Below are 14,987 nucleotides of genomic sequence, written 5' to 3' on the forward strand. Positions count from 1 at the left end.
ACATCATGTTTGAATATCAAGCACACGACAACCTGTTAGCTGATCGTGTTGTTTTAGTAACAGGTGCTGGTGATGGCATTGGCAAGGCAGCAGCCCTAAGTTTTGCCCGTTACGGCGCTACTGTAATTTTGCTAGGTCGTACCACCAAAAAACTAGAAGCTGTTTATGATGAAATTGAGCAAAAAGGCTATCCTCAACCCGCCATTTATCCAATGAACTTAGAGGGAGCAAGCCCCAAAGATTATGACGATTTAGCATTACGTATTGACCAAGAATTTGGTCAGTTAGATGGCCTGCTTCATAATGCAGGCAGTTTGGGAACTCTGACGTCCATTAGCCAATATAATATCGATACTTGGCATCAGGTCATGCAAGTTAACGTTAATGCTGCCTTTATGATGACGCAAGCACTATTACCACTCCTTCGCAAATCAAGTGATGCCTCTGTCATTTTCACGTCATCATCCGTTGGGCGTAAAGGCAGAGCACATTGGGGCGCCTACGCTGTATCCAAATTTGCCACAGAAGGTCTAATGCAGGTACTTGCCGATGAAGAGGAAGAAATTAGCCACATCCGCTTCAACTCAGTAAATCCTGGTGCTACCAGAACAGCCATGCGAGCACAGGCTTATCCAGCAGAAGATCAAGCTAAATTAGCTGGACCAGAAGATATCATGAATGTCTATCTCTATTTAATGGGGCCTGATAGTCAATCCGTCAATGGTCAAGCATTTAACGCTCAATAAGCACTGGTGAGTCGTAATGTATGGTCCACTAATCTAAAATCACTCCACAAAACGCTCAAAAAGAGAGTTACCTGTTCCTCTATTGAGCGTTAAAAAGCCGTTCCTGAGCTAATGATTAACCTCTCCTACTCATCAAAAAAACACTTATAACAAGCACGATTTTTTTCGTCACTTATTTGACGCTCCCCCTACTCTATCCGTTATTATTAGTTGCTAACTCAAACAATAGCCATTCGGGCGGAACCGGTTTGCCGCCTTAGCGTGTTACGGGACTGTAAAGCCGCAGATATATTTAAATAATAAAAAATTAATTAAGTGGCATAAAATTCGCAAAGATTTAGCGAACAAGACGGAACTATTTACAGAAGGCTTTGGTCGTTATGAATCAACCTGTGCAGCAATCTCATATGAGTAAGTTAAGAAAGCTCACCGCAGTCAATGGACAAGCCTCACCCAACGCAAAGGTTAAGAGACAACCACTACACACAATTCAAGCGGATAACCTTTCAGTAACACAGCGTTTGCAGTTTATTCAACGACTGCAAGCCTCACTAGAAATAGAAACACTCATTCAGCAACTTTTTACGAGTATTGATGGACTGATTGAGCTGGATGGCCTTACTTATCTTCATAAAGAGTACGGTCTGAGTATTCACTGTGGAAAAACCAAGCACCACAGTTGTAGTTATCGAATGATTACCGAAACGGACCAACTCGGAGAAATAATCAGCTATCGCCAACGCCGTTTTACTGAAGACGAACTGGCCTGTTTGGAAGAGTTACTGCAGTATGTTGTTTGTCCACTTCGTAATGCATTACAGTATCGTTCTGCTATTCAGGCTGCTCTTTATGATCCGTTAACGGGTGCAGGCAACCGTATTGCACTTGATAATGCACTTCATAGAGAGTTACAGGTTTGTAAGCGGGAGAAACAACCTCTCTCCTTGCTGGTGTTAGATTTAGATCATTTTAAGCAAATTAATGATAATTACGGCCATAGTGCTGGAGACTATGTACTTAAGCAAACTGTAGCCTGTTTGCATAACAGCTTAAGAAATGTGGATATGGTTTTTCGGTATGGTGGCGAGGAATTTATTGTCCTGCTCTCTAAAACCAGTAAAAAAGCCGCAACGGTTGTTGCTGAACGTTTGCGTAAAAGTATTGAAGACATGCAATGTCAATTTAATAACGTAGCCATTCCACTCACTGTTAGCTTGGGCACATCAACACTTCAGGCAAAAGATACGATACAAGACTTGTTTAATAGAGCAGATCAAGCCTTGTACCGTGCAAAAGCATCAGGTCGAAATAGGGTCGTTAATAGTTAGACATGCTAATTAACGCTGAGGACCAGCTGGCTTCTTTTTTCTAGGCTTAGTGGTATGGGTATGCTTTCGCTGCTGACGCTGTAAATCAGTCTTACCTTGTTTACTATGGGTGGGCACAGGTTTGACACTTAAACCTACCTGTCTAGCTAATTCGTCAACCTCTCGCTGTGGAAGCTCTTCCCAAGCACCCACCTTAACTCGACTCGATAAAATAACATTGCCATAACGCACGCGTTTTAGGCGGCTTACTTTTACCCCTTGAGACTCCCAAAGACGACGAACTTCTCTGTTTCGACCTTCCATGATAACAACATGAAACCAGTGATTAATGCCATCACCGCCGGAATCAACAATATCGGTAAAGCGTGCAGGCCCATCTTCCAGAGTGACCCCCTTAAATAAGCGTTCAGTCATTTCTGTTGTTACTTCACCCATAACTCGAACAGCATATTCCCGCTCAATCTGATATGAAGGATGCATCAGACGATTTGCCAACTCACCATCACTGGTAAACAACAATAGTCCTGATGTGTTTATATCCAGACGCCCGATATTTATCCAGCGCTCTCCTTTAAGCTTTGGTAACCGATCGAAGACGGTAGGACGTCCCTCATTATCTTTTCTTGAGCAAACTTCTCCTTCAGGCTTGTTATAAACCAATACACGACGGTGTTCAGCACCACAACTAATGGTCACTAATCGATCATCTACTTTTACTTGATCAACACTAGAAACTCTTGCACCTAAAGCTGCTGTTTGCCCATTTACCTGAACACGACCTTCAGCAATCCATCGCTCAATTTCACGCCTGGAAGCTAGGCCTGTTTGAGCCAAAGCTTTTTGTAACTTAACCGTTTCCACTTCGTTTTTACTCACAATCGTTTCTAATAATTAAAGCTTACTACCCATTTCAGGTATTGGGCTTCCAGTTTTCCAAAGTAAAGAAATCTTATTAAGAAGCAGAGTCATCTTGCAGAGGAGATGGCTCATTTAAAGTACTTCCATCAGATATTGCTTCAGCACTTGGGTTAGTTTCATCAGTGTTATGTTGTACATGTTCTTCATGAAGCCGCTTATCCAAGAGCGCTACTGCACGCTCTTGTGCTCTAGCCGTTTCTTCTGCCAGCGTCATTTTTTCTGTTTCTTCAGTTTCAGTCATGGCTAAAGATGCGTCATGCAAAGACGCATCCTGGTCAGTGTTTTCAGTTGTTTCTTCACTTGCAGCGTCTTCTTCGCCAACTTCTGGCTCAAATTTGCCCGATAGCAGCTGATCAAAATGTTCAGGTAAATGCTGTTCCATGTCATCAAGCTCAGCAAATAGCTCATCTGCCGACATTGGTTTATCCTGAGGCCCTTCACTTGAGCCTACTTGCTCTCCTCCAGGCTCATCCAGGGCAAGCTCTTCATTCGCCGCCATTTCTTTAATTTCAGCAAGTGGCGGCAACTGATCTAAACTTTGCAAATTGAAGTAATCTAAAAATTGACGTGTCGTTGCATACATCGCGGGCCTGCCAGGCACATCACGATGCCCTACCACCCGGACCCACTCTCGTTCCTGTAATGTCTTAATGATGGAAGAACTGACACTAACCCCTCGAATATCTTCAATTTCACCACGTGTAATAGGTTGCCGATAAGCAATCAGCGCCAGTGTTTCTAACAAGGCCCGCGTATAGCGAGGGGGACGCTCTTCCCACAGCTTGCCCACCCATTCACTTAATTGGCTACGAACCTGAAAGCGATAACCTGAAGCGACTTCTTTGAGTTCAAAACCACGTCCTTCACACTGCTCACCAATTACATCTAATGCTTGCTTGATGACTTCAGGTTCAGGACGACTACTTTCAGAAAACAGCAGCCGCATTTGCTCTATGCTTAATGGCTTTGGTGACGCCAGTAACGCCCCCTCCAAAATCACACTTAAAGTAACGTCAAAATCTGTCATGAGGCTCGTGCTTTTACATGAATAGCCCCAAATGGCTCAGCTTGTACTAGCTCTATAAGGGACTCTTTTATTAATTCCAAAACCGCTAAGAATGTCACCACCACCCCTAACCGCCCTTCTTCAAGTGAAAAAAGTGCTATAAAAGGCGTAAAGTGATCAGCAGATAATGCTCCTAATACTTGAGACATTCGTTCCCTGGTCGACAGGGCTTCCTGTTCCACTTGATGGCTTTCAAACATCTCTGCACGCTTTAAAACACCTGCAAATGCAACCAGTACCTCTTTTAGCTCCACATCCGGCTGAGGTTTATCATGCACAATGTGAGGCGGTAATGCTCTTGCTAAATGAATATCACGCCCTTGCCGTGGTATTTCATCAATAGATTCAGCCGCCTTTTTAAACCTTTCATACTCCAACAAACGTCTTATTAACTCTGCTCGAGGATCTTCCTCTTCTTCTTCAGATTCCTCAGTTGTTCTGGGTAAGAGCATACGAGACTTAATTTCTGCTAACATGGCAGCCATCACCAAATACTCTGCCGCCAATTCAAAGTGGACAGCCTTCATTAATTCGACATACTCCATATACTGCAGCGTAATATCTGCAACACATATTTCCAGAACATCCACATTCTGTCGTCGAATTAAATACAAAAGTAAATCCAAAGGGCCTTCAAAAGCTTCAAGAAAGACTTCCAATGCTTCTGGAGGAATGTACAAGTCCTGCGGTATTTCAGTGACAGGTTCACCTTGTACAATCGCAAAAGGCAGCTCAGCCTGCTCAGGTGTTTGCCGAAAGCGACGCTGATAAATCTGGTTTTCAGATAGCAAGTCAGTTCGGTGATCCACCGCATCTTCGACTGTAGAATTTTCCGGTTGAGACACAGGTTCTGACATACATGTATTCCTAACGATAGAGCAAGCGCATAGTTAAACGTGCGTTTTCAAATGTTTGCTGGGCTTACTCAAATCCTGCAAAAAGCTGACTCGTCTAGCGTAAACCTCAATCAATATCACAGGTACTTTCTAACGCATTGACAATAACTATTTTGACAAAGAGGATATCAACCTCCATAGCAATACAGTTTCAGTTGTCTAAACGGTCTATTTTCGCAAAACAACACCTATCCTGCACCCATTTTTGTACGGATATATCTGAATAAATCTTGATAAAAGTTCCAGACTGAGCATTTATCTGGTTTCCAGGAAAAGCTGACCATTTATATTCTATGCGGCAATATTAAGGAGCAATAAATAACCACACTATAATCAGCTTAGAAGAAAATAGTTAACCCAAAAGCCCAAATGCTAAAGAGGAAAGTTTTATCCCTGTAAAAAAGGGGCAGGATCGCCTTTGCCTTCACGAATGACACTAGGCACTTCATCAACCATATTGATCACGGTTGTAGGTTCCATTCCGCAAAATCCACCATCAATGATAAGGTCAACATGATGTTCTAATAAGTCACGCATATCATAAGGATCGATAAGTGGATATTCGTCCCCAGGCATTATCAGCGTTGTACTCATTAAAGGCTCTCCCAAATCAGCTAACAGCGCCTGAGTAATTGCAAAATCAGGTACACGTAAGCCTATTGTTCGCCGTTTTGGATGCATTAAACGTCGTGGGACCTCACGGGTAGCCTGCAAAATAAACGTATAAGGCCCTGGTGTGTATGCCTTTAGTAAACGATAGGCGGTATTCTCAACACGGGCATAAATCGCAAGTTCAGACAAGTCTCGGCACATCAATGTGAAATTATGGCGCTCATCTAAATTTCGAATACGACGAATACGGTCAACCGCTTTTTTATCTCCAATATGACAGCCTAAAGCATAGGCTGAATCTGTTGGATAAACGACCACCCCCCCTTGGTGAATAATATCTGCAGCTTGTCGTATTAAACGCTGCTGGGGATTTTCACAATGAATTTGAAAAAATTGACTCACAGTATTTACCTACTGTTTTATATTCAAAGCGACCAGGCAGACCAGACTGGTCGACACTGTTTGGGTAATGGAGGTACTTTGCCAACATCCGCCCAATGGGTCGCAGGTCCATGGAAGTCACTACCACAGGATGCCAGTAACTCATAATCACAGCTTAATTGAGCTAAATACGCTAGCCGGTCTGGAGTAGTACCAGCCGTAGCGACTTCCATCCCATGACCACCACATGTTTTAAACTGCTGTAACAGACGACGCAACTTAGTATTGGTCAACTTATATCGAGCGGGATGCGCTAAAACAGCTTGACCGTCTGCTTCACTAATCCAAGTGATAACTTGCTGTAACTCTGGCCACTGACTTTTTACATCCCCCATCTTGCCAGCACCCAGCCACCGCTTAAATGCCTGATCACGTGTTTCCACAAAGCCTGAACGAACCATATGTTCCGCAAAATGGGGCCGCCCTAGTTGTAACTCTTGATCTGCAAAAATACCTTCTGTTTGTTTCCGAACAACTTCTAGTGCACCCGCCAATGGATCAGGAACACCAATTTTAGCTAAACGCTCTGCAATTTTGACAGCACGTGCTTCCCTGGCCTGATGCTGAAAAGCAAGTGCTTGCTGCAAACCTGGCGCTTGCAGATTAATATTTAAGCCTAATACATGTAATGTGATCCCTCGCCAAACACAGGAAAACTCCACGCCAGGAATAATGACTAAAGGTTGTGTTTGCAGTTCTGATCCACAAGAATGATTCAACCAGTTAATGCCAGCAACACTGTCATGATCAGTGATGGCAAGAACATCAACTTGTTGCATTTTTGCGCGGTCAATCAGTGCTAGAGGGGATAATAGGCCATCAGAGGCTGTTGTATGAGTGTGCAAATCGTACAGCACGTTAACTCTCTATTTTTACTTACATCAGCCCATAGTAACAGTTTTTATTGATGTGTGTTAATGTCATCGAACCATCCTAGCTCGCTTAATTGAACTAAACTAATACTTAAGCACTCAAAAAACAGCAGTAATACCTCTTAGTACCAACCTAATAATAGCTTTAGCCTGACCTCTACCATTAGGGTAGGGAGACTTTTTATTTAGATTGCCGACAAAATAACGTATTATAAACGCTTACTTACTGCCCAGGGTGACAGAAACGCAATGAAATTCTTTGTTGATCTACTCCCAATCATCGTTTTCTTCACGGTATACAAACTTACAGGTGATTTTTTACTGGCAACCATCAGTATTCTGGCTGCAACAGGTCTGCAAATGGCTTATAGCTGGATTCGTCACCGCAAGATTGAACGTATCCATCTTATTTCAGCAGGATTACTTGCCGTACTTGGTGGTATGACCCTGCTTTTTGATAACTCCGCCTTTTTACAATGGAAGCCTACTATCCTCTACTGGGTAATGGGTGTGGCGGTGCTTGTTTCTCAGTTTTGGGGAAAGAAAAACCTTACCCAGCGAAGTCTTGAAGGGCTACTAAAGAGCTCAAATGTTCAACTTCAGGCAGTACCGAATACTACCTGGAATAGACTTAATTTAAGCGTTTTTGGGTTTCTGGCTGCCATTGGTGTTGCTAACCTTTATGTTGCTTTCCAGTTTAGCGAATCAGCCTGGGTCAACTTTAAGCTATTTGGCTTAACTGGCATCACACTTGTTTTCATGGTTGCGTTAATTATGCCACTGTCTCGCTATATGGAATCTGAACAAAAAACTGAGCCCGCAATAATTAACGAAGACCAAGAATAACAGAGCCTCATGCTATATATCATCATTGCTGAAGATGTCCCAAATAGTCTGCCCCTTCGTCAACAGGCGCGTCCACAACACCTTGTGCGACTGGAACAACTTAAAGAAGAAGGCAGGCTGGTGATAGCAGGCCCTAACCCTGCTATCGATAATAGTGACCCTGGAGAAGCTGGTTTTACAGGAAGTGTTATTATTGCTGAATTTAGCTCATTAGAAGAAGCTAAACATTGGGCAAATGATGACCCTTACATAAAAGCTGGTGTGTATGCCCAAACAACCGTAAAACCTTTCAAGAAAGTTTTTCCCTAATCGTTTCCTAGCGTTGCCTGCCTCACTCAGATTTGTGTACTGATACACTAATAACTCTAAGTGAAAGGTCAGGCTTCCTACCCCAACGATGTAATATCGTTTTTTATCCATTCAAGTTCATAAAAAATTTGTGTTATTCTCTTAACCTTTCCTTTGTTTGTTCATTAATAAATAGTGTTAATGGTATTTTACTCACACCTTTAAAGCTGAATAACTTGTTCTGAACAACACAAAAAACTACGTATTTTTGCTGAGACAGGGAGTTGGGCCGAATGCGAAGCATTGTGACTTTTTTTATTGCAGTCTTTTTTTCACTTTCCTCATCAGCTCAAGCTGCCCGTATTGGATACGTCGGTGATGAAATCTATGTACCCCTTCGTGCCGGGCCAGCCAGTAGCTATCGTATTGTCCATTCAGGCCTTAAAACTGGTACTCAACTTGAGATTCTCGCCTATGACCTTGAAAAAGGTTACAGCTTGGTTAAAACACCTTCTGATTTAGAAGGGTACATTGAAAACCAATACTTGGTTGAAGAGCCTGTTGCCAAAATCCAGCTTGTAGAGTTACAAAATGATATGTCGTCCCTAACTGCGGAAAAAACCAGGCTAGAAGAACTTATTACTGATTATAAAAACGAGCACCAAGATATCCTGTCTCTAAATGACCAATTAAAAAAAGAGAAACAAGCCATTCAGGAACGTCTTCAAACACTTGAAACAATGACTAAAAATACACAGCAAATTGTGGCTCGCAATAAAACACTCAGTGATACTCACACTCAGCTCACTGAACAAATCAATATATTACAATCAGAAAACAATGAGCTATCCCAAATGGCCTACTTAAAATGGTTTTTGTATGGCGCAGGTACTATGATTCTTGGCATTACTTTAGGCTTGGTTTTGCCACGAATTAGGCTTCGTCGTAAACAAAGTGAATGGCTTTAACGATCAATATGGCCTAAATCTCTATCTGGCTGAAAATAATTACGTAAGCGTTGTTTGAGTATTTTTGCCTCGGGAAAACCTCCATCACGCTTACGCTCCCAAAGTAAAACGTCATCCGCATAGATATAAAATCGCCCACCATGCGAAGGTTTAAGGGTGACACCAGCAAGATCCTCAGTAAATGAGCTTAAAAGTTCTTGAGCCAACCAAGCGGATCTAAGCAACCATTGACACTGACAACAGTACTCAATCGTTACCAATGGTTTCTTTGTCATAATAACCTCAACATGCTCTAACCACAGTCACTGATGACCTGGCATTGTTGTTAACTTTTATTCTGGCTGAAAAGCAAGTAATACACTATTTATTTCAATAGCTTTATGACTGCTGAAGCAAATAGCTATTCAAGAATGGACACGTTAAACTAGCCGGCCATCATTACTTCATACACGATCATTATTATGTTGGACTATCTTGTTAACCCTGAAATAGAAGATTATTGCCACCAATACACCTCAAAAGAGTCAGACTTACTCCTCTCTCTCATTGACGAAACCAACCAAAATATGGGGTATCCCGTCAAGTTATCGGGCAGACAAGTAGGACGCTTATTAAAACTGATTGTCAGTATTAGTCAAACCAAGACTATTCTTGAAATTGGTATGTTCACAGGCTACTCAGCACTATCAATGGCAGAAGCATTACCTGAAGACGGTAAAATCATCTGTTGCGAAACCAACCCGCGTGCGATTGAATTTGCTAAACAGTTTTTTGAGCAATCGCCTCACGGTCATAAAATCGATATTCGCTTTGGAAAAGCACTAGACACGATCCAATCCTTAGCGGACACCACTTTTGACTTAGTATTTATTGATGCTGACAAAAAAAATTACACTCATTACTTGCATGCAACATTACCGCTCGTGAAATCAGGCGGACTCATTATTGTTGACAATGCACTTTGGCAGGGAAATGTACTTGCACCTAATGATGAAAGAGATCAAGCCGTTGCTGAGTTAAACCGTTATGTTGCTGAAAGTGAAACACTTGAAAATGTCTTACTTAGCATTCGCGATGGTGTGAATATCATACGTAAGTGTTAAGCAATTTTTTGAGAAATATGCATCCCCACCAACCTGGCAACAGAAACTGCTAAATAAAACTGTCCAACAACAGCTTCCAGTGCAGTCAATGACTGCGCTGCTCGGGTAACAGGTACCATATCACCCAGCCCTAACGTGGTTAAAGAAACATAACTAAAATAGATAAAGCCCCACAAATCATAACCATCTACAGCATTAATGCCATGGAATGAGTTTGGATGAACTAACTCAATAAAGCTGTAGCATAACGCCCACCAAATACCAAACAGCAGATAAACACACATAGCACCATAAAGGGTGTCTCGCGTAATAACCGAATTAGCAAATACCAGTTTAATAATACGAATAATGATGTACGCAAAAAAAATGATATACAAAAACGTGTCCAACATTGCAAAGGTTGGTGTTCCTCTGCTTACAGAGATCCAACCAGTAACAACTGTAGGAATTGCTAAAATCATCGTTGAAATTAATGTCCGTCGATCATGACTAAAAACATAAATAGAGCAGACCAGTAACAACGTTAAACTGGCTTTCAACATAACACTACGAGTAATAAGCTCAGGAATTAAAGGAAAGATAATACCCGCTAAAACAAGTGCAACCAGAAGCGAGGCAAAACTATAGCGAGGGACTTTTACTTTCATTCAAAGCACCCCTTTTCCATAGGCTTACTGCATCCCTACCACTTGGCATAATGCTCTTCAACAAATCCTAAAATATTATCGACTTGAATTGTCCGCTGCCCAGTCTCTATCGTTCCTGAAAAATAACCATAGAGTTGATGGAAATTGGTCGCCATTAACCACAAATTTAAACATTCACGGTGAGCACCAAGCGGTGTAAATGTTAAATTAAGAGACTTGTCATAAGATGTGATATGCCAAGGTAAATAGATATCATCAACATGATAGTCAAAGTGAATATGATCAATTTTTCCTAACTGGCCATCCAACCAATAACAGTTTTCAGTAAAACTCGTTTCATTCACACCTGCTGATAAATTCAAACCCAGCCATTCACCTGAATTTAACCGGCCGCCTAAACATGCCCAGTTCCAAAAGGTTTCCCGACGCATATAGCCTGCGGAAAAATCATGGTGAGCAGAAGCCTTTACCCTGGATAAATCAAAATGCCCCCACTTACAATGAATTTCACCTTGAGCTGCTAGCCCTGCCACTTTTTGCGCATAAACCCAGCCCGTTGGACCACATCGTGTACAGATGCGTAATGGCTGCATGGGTTGAATTGCTTCATCAAAGACACAGTTTACATTCAGGTTGGGTAACTCAATACGAAGCGACTTAGTTCGTGTTAACCGATCATACTTCATGACAATAACGTGATTCCCACGCTTAAAATAGCTCCCCCCCTCATCTGGACTTAAGCTCAAATGACAGTTTTGGCTCAATAAATCATGGAATGTTAATGCCCATCTCTGTTTAGAAGGTGGATGATATAAATAACAAAATGCCAACCCTACCAACTTGGTATCGACCAATGCACAACCTAAAACAATTTCAGGTGAAATAATGCCGTAATATTGAAAGGCATTAAAACCAAACCAACGTTGCCAACGCGATGCCGCTTTCCCCATTGGCGTCAACAGCCGGCAATCACGATAATTTATTTCAGAAATAGGGTAATCTATTATCCCAAATCGAGGCTGACCATTTTGTTGGATTAGCTTTGCATCAGGAAACTGCTCTACAGATTCATGTTGATCGATCAGCATGCTTTCGCTCAAACCTGACTCCCTTCTAGTTTACGAATAGCTTCAGTCACATGATCAGGCAACGCAGTTTTGGTGTGCTTTGACACATCAAAACATACTACAGTCCCCATTCCTTCTGCTGCAATACGCTGTGCCTTTTGGCTAAAAACAACATACTGCATTATTATTCGATCAGTAAGTATTTCCGTTACTTTCGCACCTATCGCCAACTTATCAGGATAAATCAGGGGCATTTTAAAACGACAAGAGGTTTCAGCCAAAACAGGCACAAGGTGTTGTGAATCCAGCAAGTTACCCTGCATCAATCGTTCAAAATAGGCAATGCGTACATTTTCAAAATAACGAAAATAAGTTGTATTGTTCACATGCCCTAATGCATCCATCTGTCCCCATTCTACAGTCGCATCTATGACCACAGGCATTGCAGCAATTTCAAGATATGACGCCATAAACCAACTCCTTGGACTTCACCACTAATCCTACCTAAGCCAACTCATAAAAAACTCAGCTTTTGAATTGTATCCAAGCTAAAACAGGAAACCTGCTATGAAATGTGACTTTTTGGTTTTTATTCATGAGGCTTTAAGCAAACTTCGGCGTTGTTTAATCCTTTAAACAACTTCCATTAGTAACATAGCGGCTAACTATTTATTCTTTTTGGTTTGTATAGACCCAATAGGATGAGGCTGCTGACGCTGCTTAGCTAAATCAATCTGCTTTTGTCTTGCCGTTACCCTTTGTCGCGTTTTCTCAGATTGAGTATCAAAACAATTAGGACAAAAAACACCAGGCATATAGTGAGGTGAGCGCTTATCTTCCTCACTTATTGGCTCTCGACACCCAAAGCACATGTCGTACCGACCTTCAGAAAGATCATGCTTTACCGCAACTCGCCCATCAAAAACAAAGCACTCACCCTGCCACAAACTTTCATCTTGAGGTACATCTTCCAAATACTTCAAAATACCACCCTCTAAGTGATATACCTCTTCAAATCCCTTATCCAACATAAAAGCAGAAGCTTTTTCACAACGAATTCCACCCGTACAAAACATTGCCACTTTTTTATGCTTTTGAGGGTCAAGCTGTTTCACATAATCAGGAAACTCTCGAAACGCTTTTGTCTCAGGATTAACCGCCCCCTGAAATGAGCCAATTTTGACTTCATAATCATTTCGAGTATCTATTAATACCACTTCAGGATCAGATATGAGTGCATTCCAGTCTTGAGGCTTAACATACGAACCCACCTTTTTTGTTGGATCAACTCCTGGTTGCCCTAATGTAACAATCTCTTTTTTGAGTTTTACCTTAGTACGGTAAAATGGCATTTTTTCACTATATGACTCTTTATGAATCAGGTCTGCCAAACGATTGTCAGACCTTAAAAAGGACAAAAAGTGGTCCATATTTGACCGCGTACCAGCTATCGTGCCATTGATACCCTCTTTTGCCAGTAGCAAGGTACCTTTGATATCGTATTTCAACATCTCAGCCTTATAACTAGCCTGCAGCAACGAATAATCTGATAGTTCAACAAACTTATATAATGCTGCCACCACAAACGACATAATTGTTTCCCACTCATAAAAGCTAAAAGATATAGCTACTCACCCAGGCTGTTTTCCTGGTGTTTTAGAACGCGAGGCCAACGTGCGCTTTTATGTTGAGACTGGGGATCTGTTATTGTGACAACATAGACACGTGTAACGCCTGCATCCTCTGTTAATAATCCCTGAATAAATTCACCTTCTCCTAGGGCGTACCAATGGCTATTTCCCTGCTGGTCTTTTTCCATGAACCCATCAACCATAATTTTAACGGGCTTGGGATTATAGTTATTCCACTTCCCCATATGGATCGACTCTAAGCGTGCCCACCCACCTAAAGGCGTAAAACCTGGTTGTTTTTCTCTTCTACCCCAGGGCACAAGTACTACCTGTCCACGCTTACTGCGAACAGGAAGACAGCTCTTAGGATTGGGAAAAAAAGTACGAATCGTCTCTTGTTCTTGCTGGAAGGTCACTCCACCACACATTTAATGATGACCACCCTGACAGTTAGGTGATTGTGGTGCTGAGGCTGATCGCGCTTGCCACTCTTCTGGCGTATAAGTATGAAGTGCTAAGGCATGCACTGGACCCGCTAATTCATTGGCGAGCAGTTGATAAACCAGCTGATGACGTGCCACACTGCGTTTATCATTAAAAACACTGGAAGCAATAACAACCTTAAAATGTGTGCTTGAGTCAGGTGGGACATTGTGCATATAACTTTCATTCTGCACATCTAAATATGTTGGCTGCAAACCCTCGTTCAGCTTGCTAATAATGGCATCTTGCACAGTCACACACTAACCCTCAAAATCCAAAAATTCTTAGTACAAGCCTAACAGAATTAGCTCACACCATACACACATAGAGATTAGGGTTAAATACTACGGCACAGGCATCTAGCTGCTATTAGACAGGAAACTGCAGATAAGAAAAAGACAGATAAAGCAGCTAAAAGGACCTGACCTCTTTTACCTGTCTCATCTGCCTTTTAAGCACATATCAACATGATATGTTGTCGCGGGGATACCCCACTTATCGTTTTGTTATTATATGCAGCCTGAAGCTAAGCAATAATTATTGGAAATTCTCAACCTACCTTGCGTTCGCTCTAGTTTCGCCGGCTCTCCTTTTGTTTGTTAGCGTGTATTAAACTATTTAATGTCAAAAAAAGTGATACAACACTTACCAAACCGAAACATCCTACGTTTTTTAAATCTGCTTGTTAAAATACACTTAATGCTGCTTTTCTATTTAAGTTCATTGTGCCTTATGCTTTTTACTGTCGTGTTTTATAAACCAAGCAAAACCACCTATAAACACAATCACCATTGTTACAACAAGTAAGCCAGCTACAACTGTCCCATCAACAAACATGGTCGAACCTCACCTTAACTGTCTTGAATTGCTTGGATGGTTTGTGCTACTGCATTGACTATTTGTAAGGCTAGCATTGATGCACAAAAAGGATATTTGACTTTAGTCAATACGGACAAATAACTAATCACCATCAATTCTTCTATTGATTTACCGCAATTTTTCTAGCACCAACTTACTAGCCAGCAAACGCCAAAATAATTCACACTCAAAACTTTCAGCAATCGTCAGTAAATAA

Annotated in this window: 19 protein-coding genes; 6 read left to right on the forward strand and 13 right to left on the reverse strand. The window is 41.7% G+C overall.

The features are described 5' to 3' along the window. Window positions 1-5 precede the first annotated feature (5 nt). Both ACQ96U_RS09035 and ACQ96U_RS09040 read left to right on the forward strand, forming a co-directional pair. Complete coding sequence (locus ACQ96U_RS09035) at window positions 6-746, forward strand: YciK family oxidoreductase (RefSeq protein ID WP_431720919.1); 741 nt, start codon at window positions 6-8, stop codon at window positions 744-746. A gap of 380 nt (window positions 747-1,126) precedes the next feature. After that, complete coding sequence (locus tag ACQ96U_RS09040) at window positions 1,127-2,074, forward strand: GGDEF domain-containing protein (RefSeq protein WP_431720920.1); 948 nt, start codon at window positions 1,127-1,129, stop codon at window positions 2,072-2,074. Window positions 2,075-2,083: 9 nt separating this feature from the next. Here the strand turns inward: ACQ96U_RS09040 and rluB are convergent, their stop codons facing one another. The 5 genes from rluB to ACQ96U_RS09065 all read right to left on the reverse strand — a co-directional run bounded on the left by rluB (window position 2,084) and on the right by ACQ96U_RS09065 (window position 6,864). Further along, on the reverse strand, window positions 2,084-2,953 hold the full coding sequence (rluB, locus tag ACQ96U_RS09045; protein WP_431721060.1) for a 23S rRNA pseudouridine(2605) synthase RluB: 870 nt from the start codon (window positions 2,951-2,953) through the stop codon (window positions 2,084-2,086). Window positions 2,954-3,026: 73 nt separating this feature from the next. Further along, window positions 3,027-4,019, reverse strand: coding sequence for an SMC-Scp complex subunit ScpB (scpB, locus tag ACQ96U_RS09050; RefSeq protein ID WP_431720921.1), 993 nt, complete (start codon window positions 4,017-4,019; stop codon window positions 3,027-3,029). Further along, complete coding sequence (locus ACQ96U_RS09055; protein WP_431720922.1) at window positions 4,016-4,915, reverse strand: segregation and condensation protein A; 900 nt, start codon at window positions 4,913-4,915, stop codon at window positions 4,016-4,018. The genes scpB and ACQ96U_RS09055 overlap by 4 nt, the downstream gene beginning before the upstream one ends. A 426-nt stretch (window positions 4,916-5,341) precedes the next feature. Further along, window positions 5,342-5,968, reverse strand: coding sequence for an L-threonylcarbamoyladenylate synthase (locus tag ACQ96U_RS09060; RefSeq protein ID WP_431720923.1), 627 nt, complete (start codon window positions 5,966-5,968; stop codon window positions 5,342-5,344). A 23-nt stretch (window positions 5,969-5,991) separates the two neighbouring features. Further along, on the reverse strand, window positions 5,992-6,864 hold the full coding sequence (locus ACQ96U_RS09065) for a PHP domain-containing protein (RefSeq protein ID WP_431720924.1): 873 nt from the start codon (window positions 6,862-6,864) through the stop codon (window positions 5,992-5,994). Between the two features lie 264 nt (window positions 6,865-7,128). Between ACQ96U_RS09065 and ACQ96U_RS09070 the strand changes: the two genes are divergently transcribed. The 3 genes from ACQ96U_RS09070 (at window position 7,129) to ACQ96U_RS09080 (ending at window position 8,981) form a co-directional block, all read left to right on the forward strand. Next, window positions 7,129-7,725 carry a septation protein A gene (locus ACQ96U_RS09070; RefSeq protein WP_431720925.1) on the forward strand — a complete coding sequence of 199 codons (597 nt, stop codon included), beginning with the start codon at window positions 7,129-7,131 and terminating at the stop codon, window positions 7,723-7,725. A 9-nt stretch (window positions 7,726-7,734) separates the two neighbouring features. Continuing rightward, window positions 7,735-8,034 carry a YciI family protein gene (locus tag ACQ96U_RS09075; protein ID WP_431720926.1) on the forward strand — a complete coding sequence of 100 codons (300 nt, stop codon included), beginning with the start codon at window positions 7,735-7,737 and terminating at the stop codon, window positions 8,032-8,034. A 272-nt stretch (window positions 8,035-8,306) separates the two neighbouring features. Beyond that, complete coding sequence (locus ACQ96U_RS09080) at window positions 8,307-8,981, forward strand: TIGR04211 family SH3 domain-containing protein (protein WP_431720927.1); 675 nt, start codon at window positions 8,307-8,309, stop codon at window positions 8,979-8,981. Here the strand turns inward: ACQ96U_RS09080 and ACQ96U_RS09085 are convergent. Next, on the reverse strand, window positions 8,978-9,256 hold the full coding sequence (locus tag ACQ96U_RS09085; protein ID WP_431720928.1) for a SelT/SelW/SelH family protein: 279 nt from the start codon (window positions 9,254-9,256) through the stop codon (window positions 8,978-8,980). The two genes, ACQ96U_RS09080 and ACQ96U_RS09085, sit on opposite strands and share 4 nt — an antisense overlap. A 186-nt stretch (window positions 9,257-9,442) precedes the next feature. Between ACQ96U_RS09085 and ACQ96U_RS09090 the strand changes: the two genes are divergently transcribed. Beyond that, entirely contained in the window at window positions 9,443-10,084 is a 642-nt protein-coding gene (locus ACQ96U_RS09090) for an O-methyltransferase (protein ID WP_431720929.1), read from the forward strand. Here the strand turns inward: ACQ96U_RS09090 and ACQ96U_RS09095 are convergent. From ACQ96U_RS09095 to ccoM, 7 genes are all read right to left on the reverse strand, one after another. Further along, a complete protein-coding gene (locus tag ACQ96U_RS09095) occupies window positions 10,081-10,731 on the reverse strand; it encodes an ion channel (protein ID WP_431720930.1) in 651 nt (216 codons plus the stop codon). The genes ACQ96U_RS09090 and ACQ96U_RS09095 overlap by 4 nt on opposite strands. Window positions 10,732-10,766: 35 nt before the next feature. After that, window positions 10,767-11,831 (reverse strand): DUF2804 domain-containing protein, encoded by a 1,065-nt coding sequence (locus ACQ96U_RS09100; protein ID WP_431720931.1) that lies wholly within the window; start codon window positions 11,829-11,831, stop codon window positions 10,767-10,769. Beyond that, entirely contained in the window at window positions 11,828-12,268 is a 441-nt protein-coding gene (locus tag ACQ96U_RS09105; protein WP_431720932.1) for an acyl-CoA thioesterase, read from the reverse strand. The genes ACQ96U_RS09100 and ACQ96U_RS09105 overlap by 4 nt, the downstream gene beginning before the upstream one ends. Before the next feature lie 195 nt (window positions 12,269-12,463). Beyond that, window positions 12,464-13,390: a rhodanese-related sulfurtransferase gene (locus ACQ96U_RS09110; RefSeq protein WP_431720933.1), complete on the reverse strand. Its 927-nt coding sequence runs from the start codon at window positions 13,388-13,390 to the stop codon at window positions 12,464-12,466. Window positions 13,391-13,425: 35 nt separating this feature from the next. Continuing rightward, window positions 13,426-13,857: a hypothetical protein gene (locus ACQ96U_RS09115; RefSeq protein ID WP_431720934.1), complete on the reverse strand. Its 432-nt coding sequence runs from the start codon at window positions 13,855-13,857 to the stop codon at window positions 13,426-13,428. Continuing rightward, window positions 13,858-14,169: a BolA family protein gene (locus ACQ96U_RS09120; RefSeq protein ID WP_431720935.1), complete on the reverse strand. Its 312-nt coding sequence runs from the start codon at window positions 14,167-14,169 to the stop codon at window positions 13,858-13,860. Window positions 14,170-14,632: 463 nt separating this feature from the next. Further along, a complete protein-coding gene (ccoM, locus tag ACQ96U_RS09125; RefSeq protein WP_431720936.1) occupies window positions 14,633-14,749 on the reverse strand; it encodes a cytochrome c oxidase subunit CcoM in 117 nt (38 codons plus the stop codon). Window positions 14,750-14,987 lie beyond the last annotated feature (238 nt).

The sequence above is a fragment of the Zooshikella sp. RANM57 genome, from assembly GCF_050749885.1.
GTDB lineage: Bacteria > Pseudomonadota > Gammaproteobacteria > Pseudomonadales > Zooshikellaceae > Zooshikella.

Coding starts and splice junctions, on each gene's coding strand:
- scpB (WP_431720921.1), bottom strand. CDS start 4,019: ATGACAGATTTTGACGTTACTTTAAGTGTGATTTTGGAGGGGGCGTTA.
- ACQ96U_RS09095 (WP_431720930.1), bottom strand. CDS start 10,731: ATGAAAGTAAAAGTCCCTCGCTATAGTTTTGCCTCGCTTCTGGTTGCA.
- ACQ96U_RS09090 (WP_431720929.1), top strand. CDS start 9,443: ATGTTGGACTATCTTGTTAACCCTGAAATAGAAGATTATTGCCACCAA.
- ACQ96U_RS09085 (WP_431720928.1), bottom strand. CDS start 9,256: ATGACAAAGAAACCATTGGTAACGATTGAGTACTGTTGTCAGTGTCAA.
- ACQ96U_RS09075 (WP_431720926.1), top strand. CDS start 7,735: ATGCTATATATCATCATTGCTGAAGATGTCCCAAATAGTCTGCCCCTT.
- ACQ96U_RS09040 (WP_431720920.1), top strand. CDS start 1,127: ATGAATCAACCTGTGCAGCAATCTCATATGAGTAAGTTAAGAAAGCTC.
- ACQ96U_RS09080 (WP_431720927.1), top strand. CDS start 8,307: ATGCGAAGCATTGTGACTTTTTTTATTGCAGTCTTTTTTTCACTTTCC.
- ACQ96U_RS09035 (WP_431720919.1), top strand. CDS start 6: ATGTTTGAATATCAAGCACACGACAACCTGTTAGCTGATCGTGTTGTT.
- ccoM (WP_431720936.1), bottom strand. CDS start 14,749: ATGTTTGTTGATGGGACAGTTGTAGCTGGCTTACTTGTTGTAACAATG.
- ACQ96U_RS09105 (WP_431720932.1), bottom strand. CDS start 12,268: ATGGCGTCATATCTTGAAATTGCTGCAATGCCTGTGGTCATAGATGCG.
- ACQ96U_RS09110 (WP_431720933.1), bottom strand. CDS start 13,390: ATGTCGTTTGTGGTGGCAGCATTATATAAGTTTGTTGAACTATCAGAT.
- ACQ96U_RS09115 (WP_431720934.1), bottom strand. CDS start 13,857: ATGTGTGGTGGAGTGACCTTCCAGCAAGAACAAGAGACGATTCGTACT.
- ACQ96U_RS09070 (WP_431720925.1), top strand. CDS start 7,129: ATGAAATTCTTTGTTGATCTACTCCCAATCATCGTTTTCTTCACGGTA.
- ACQ96U_RS09055 (WP_431720922.1), bottom strand. CDS start 4,915: ATGTCAGAACCTGTGTCTCAACCGGAAAATTCTACAGTCGAAGATGCG.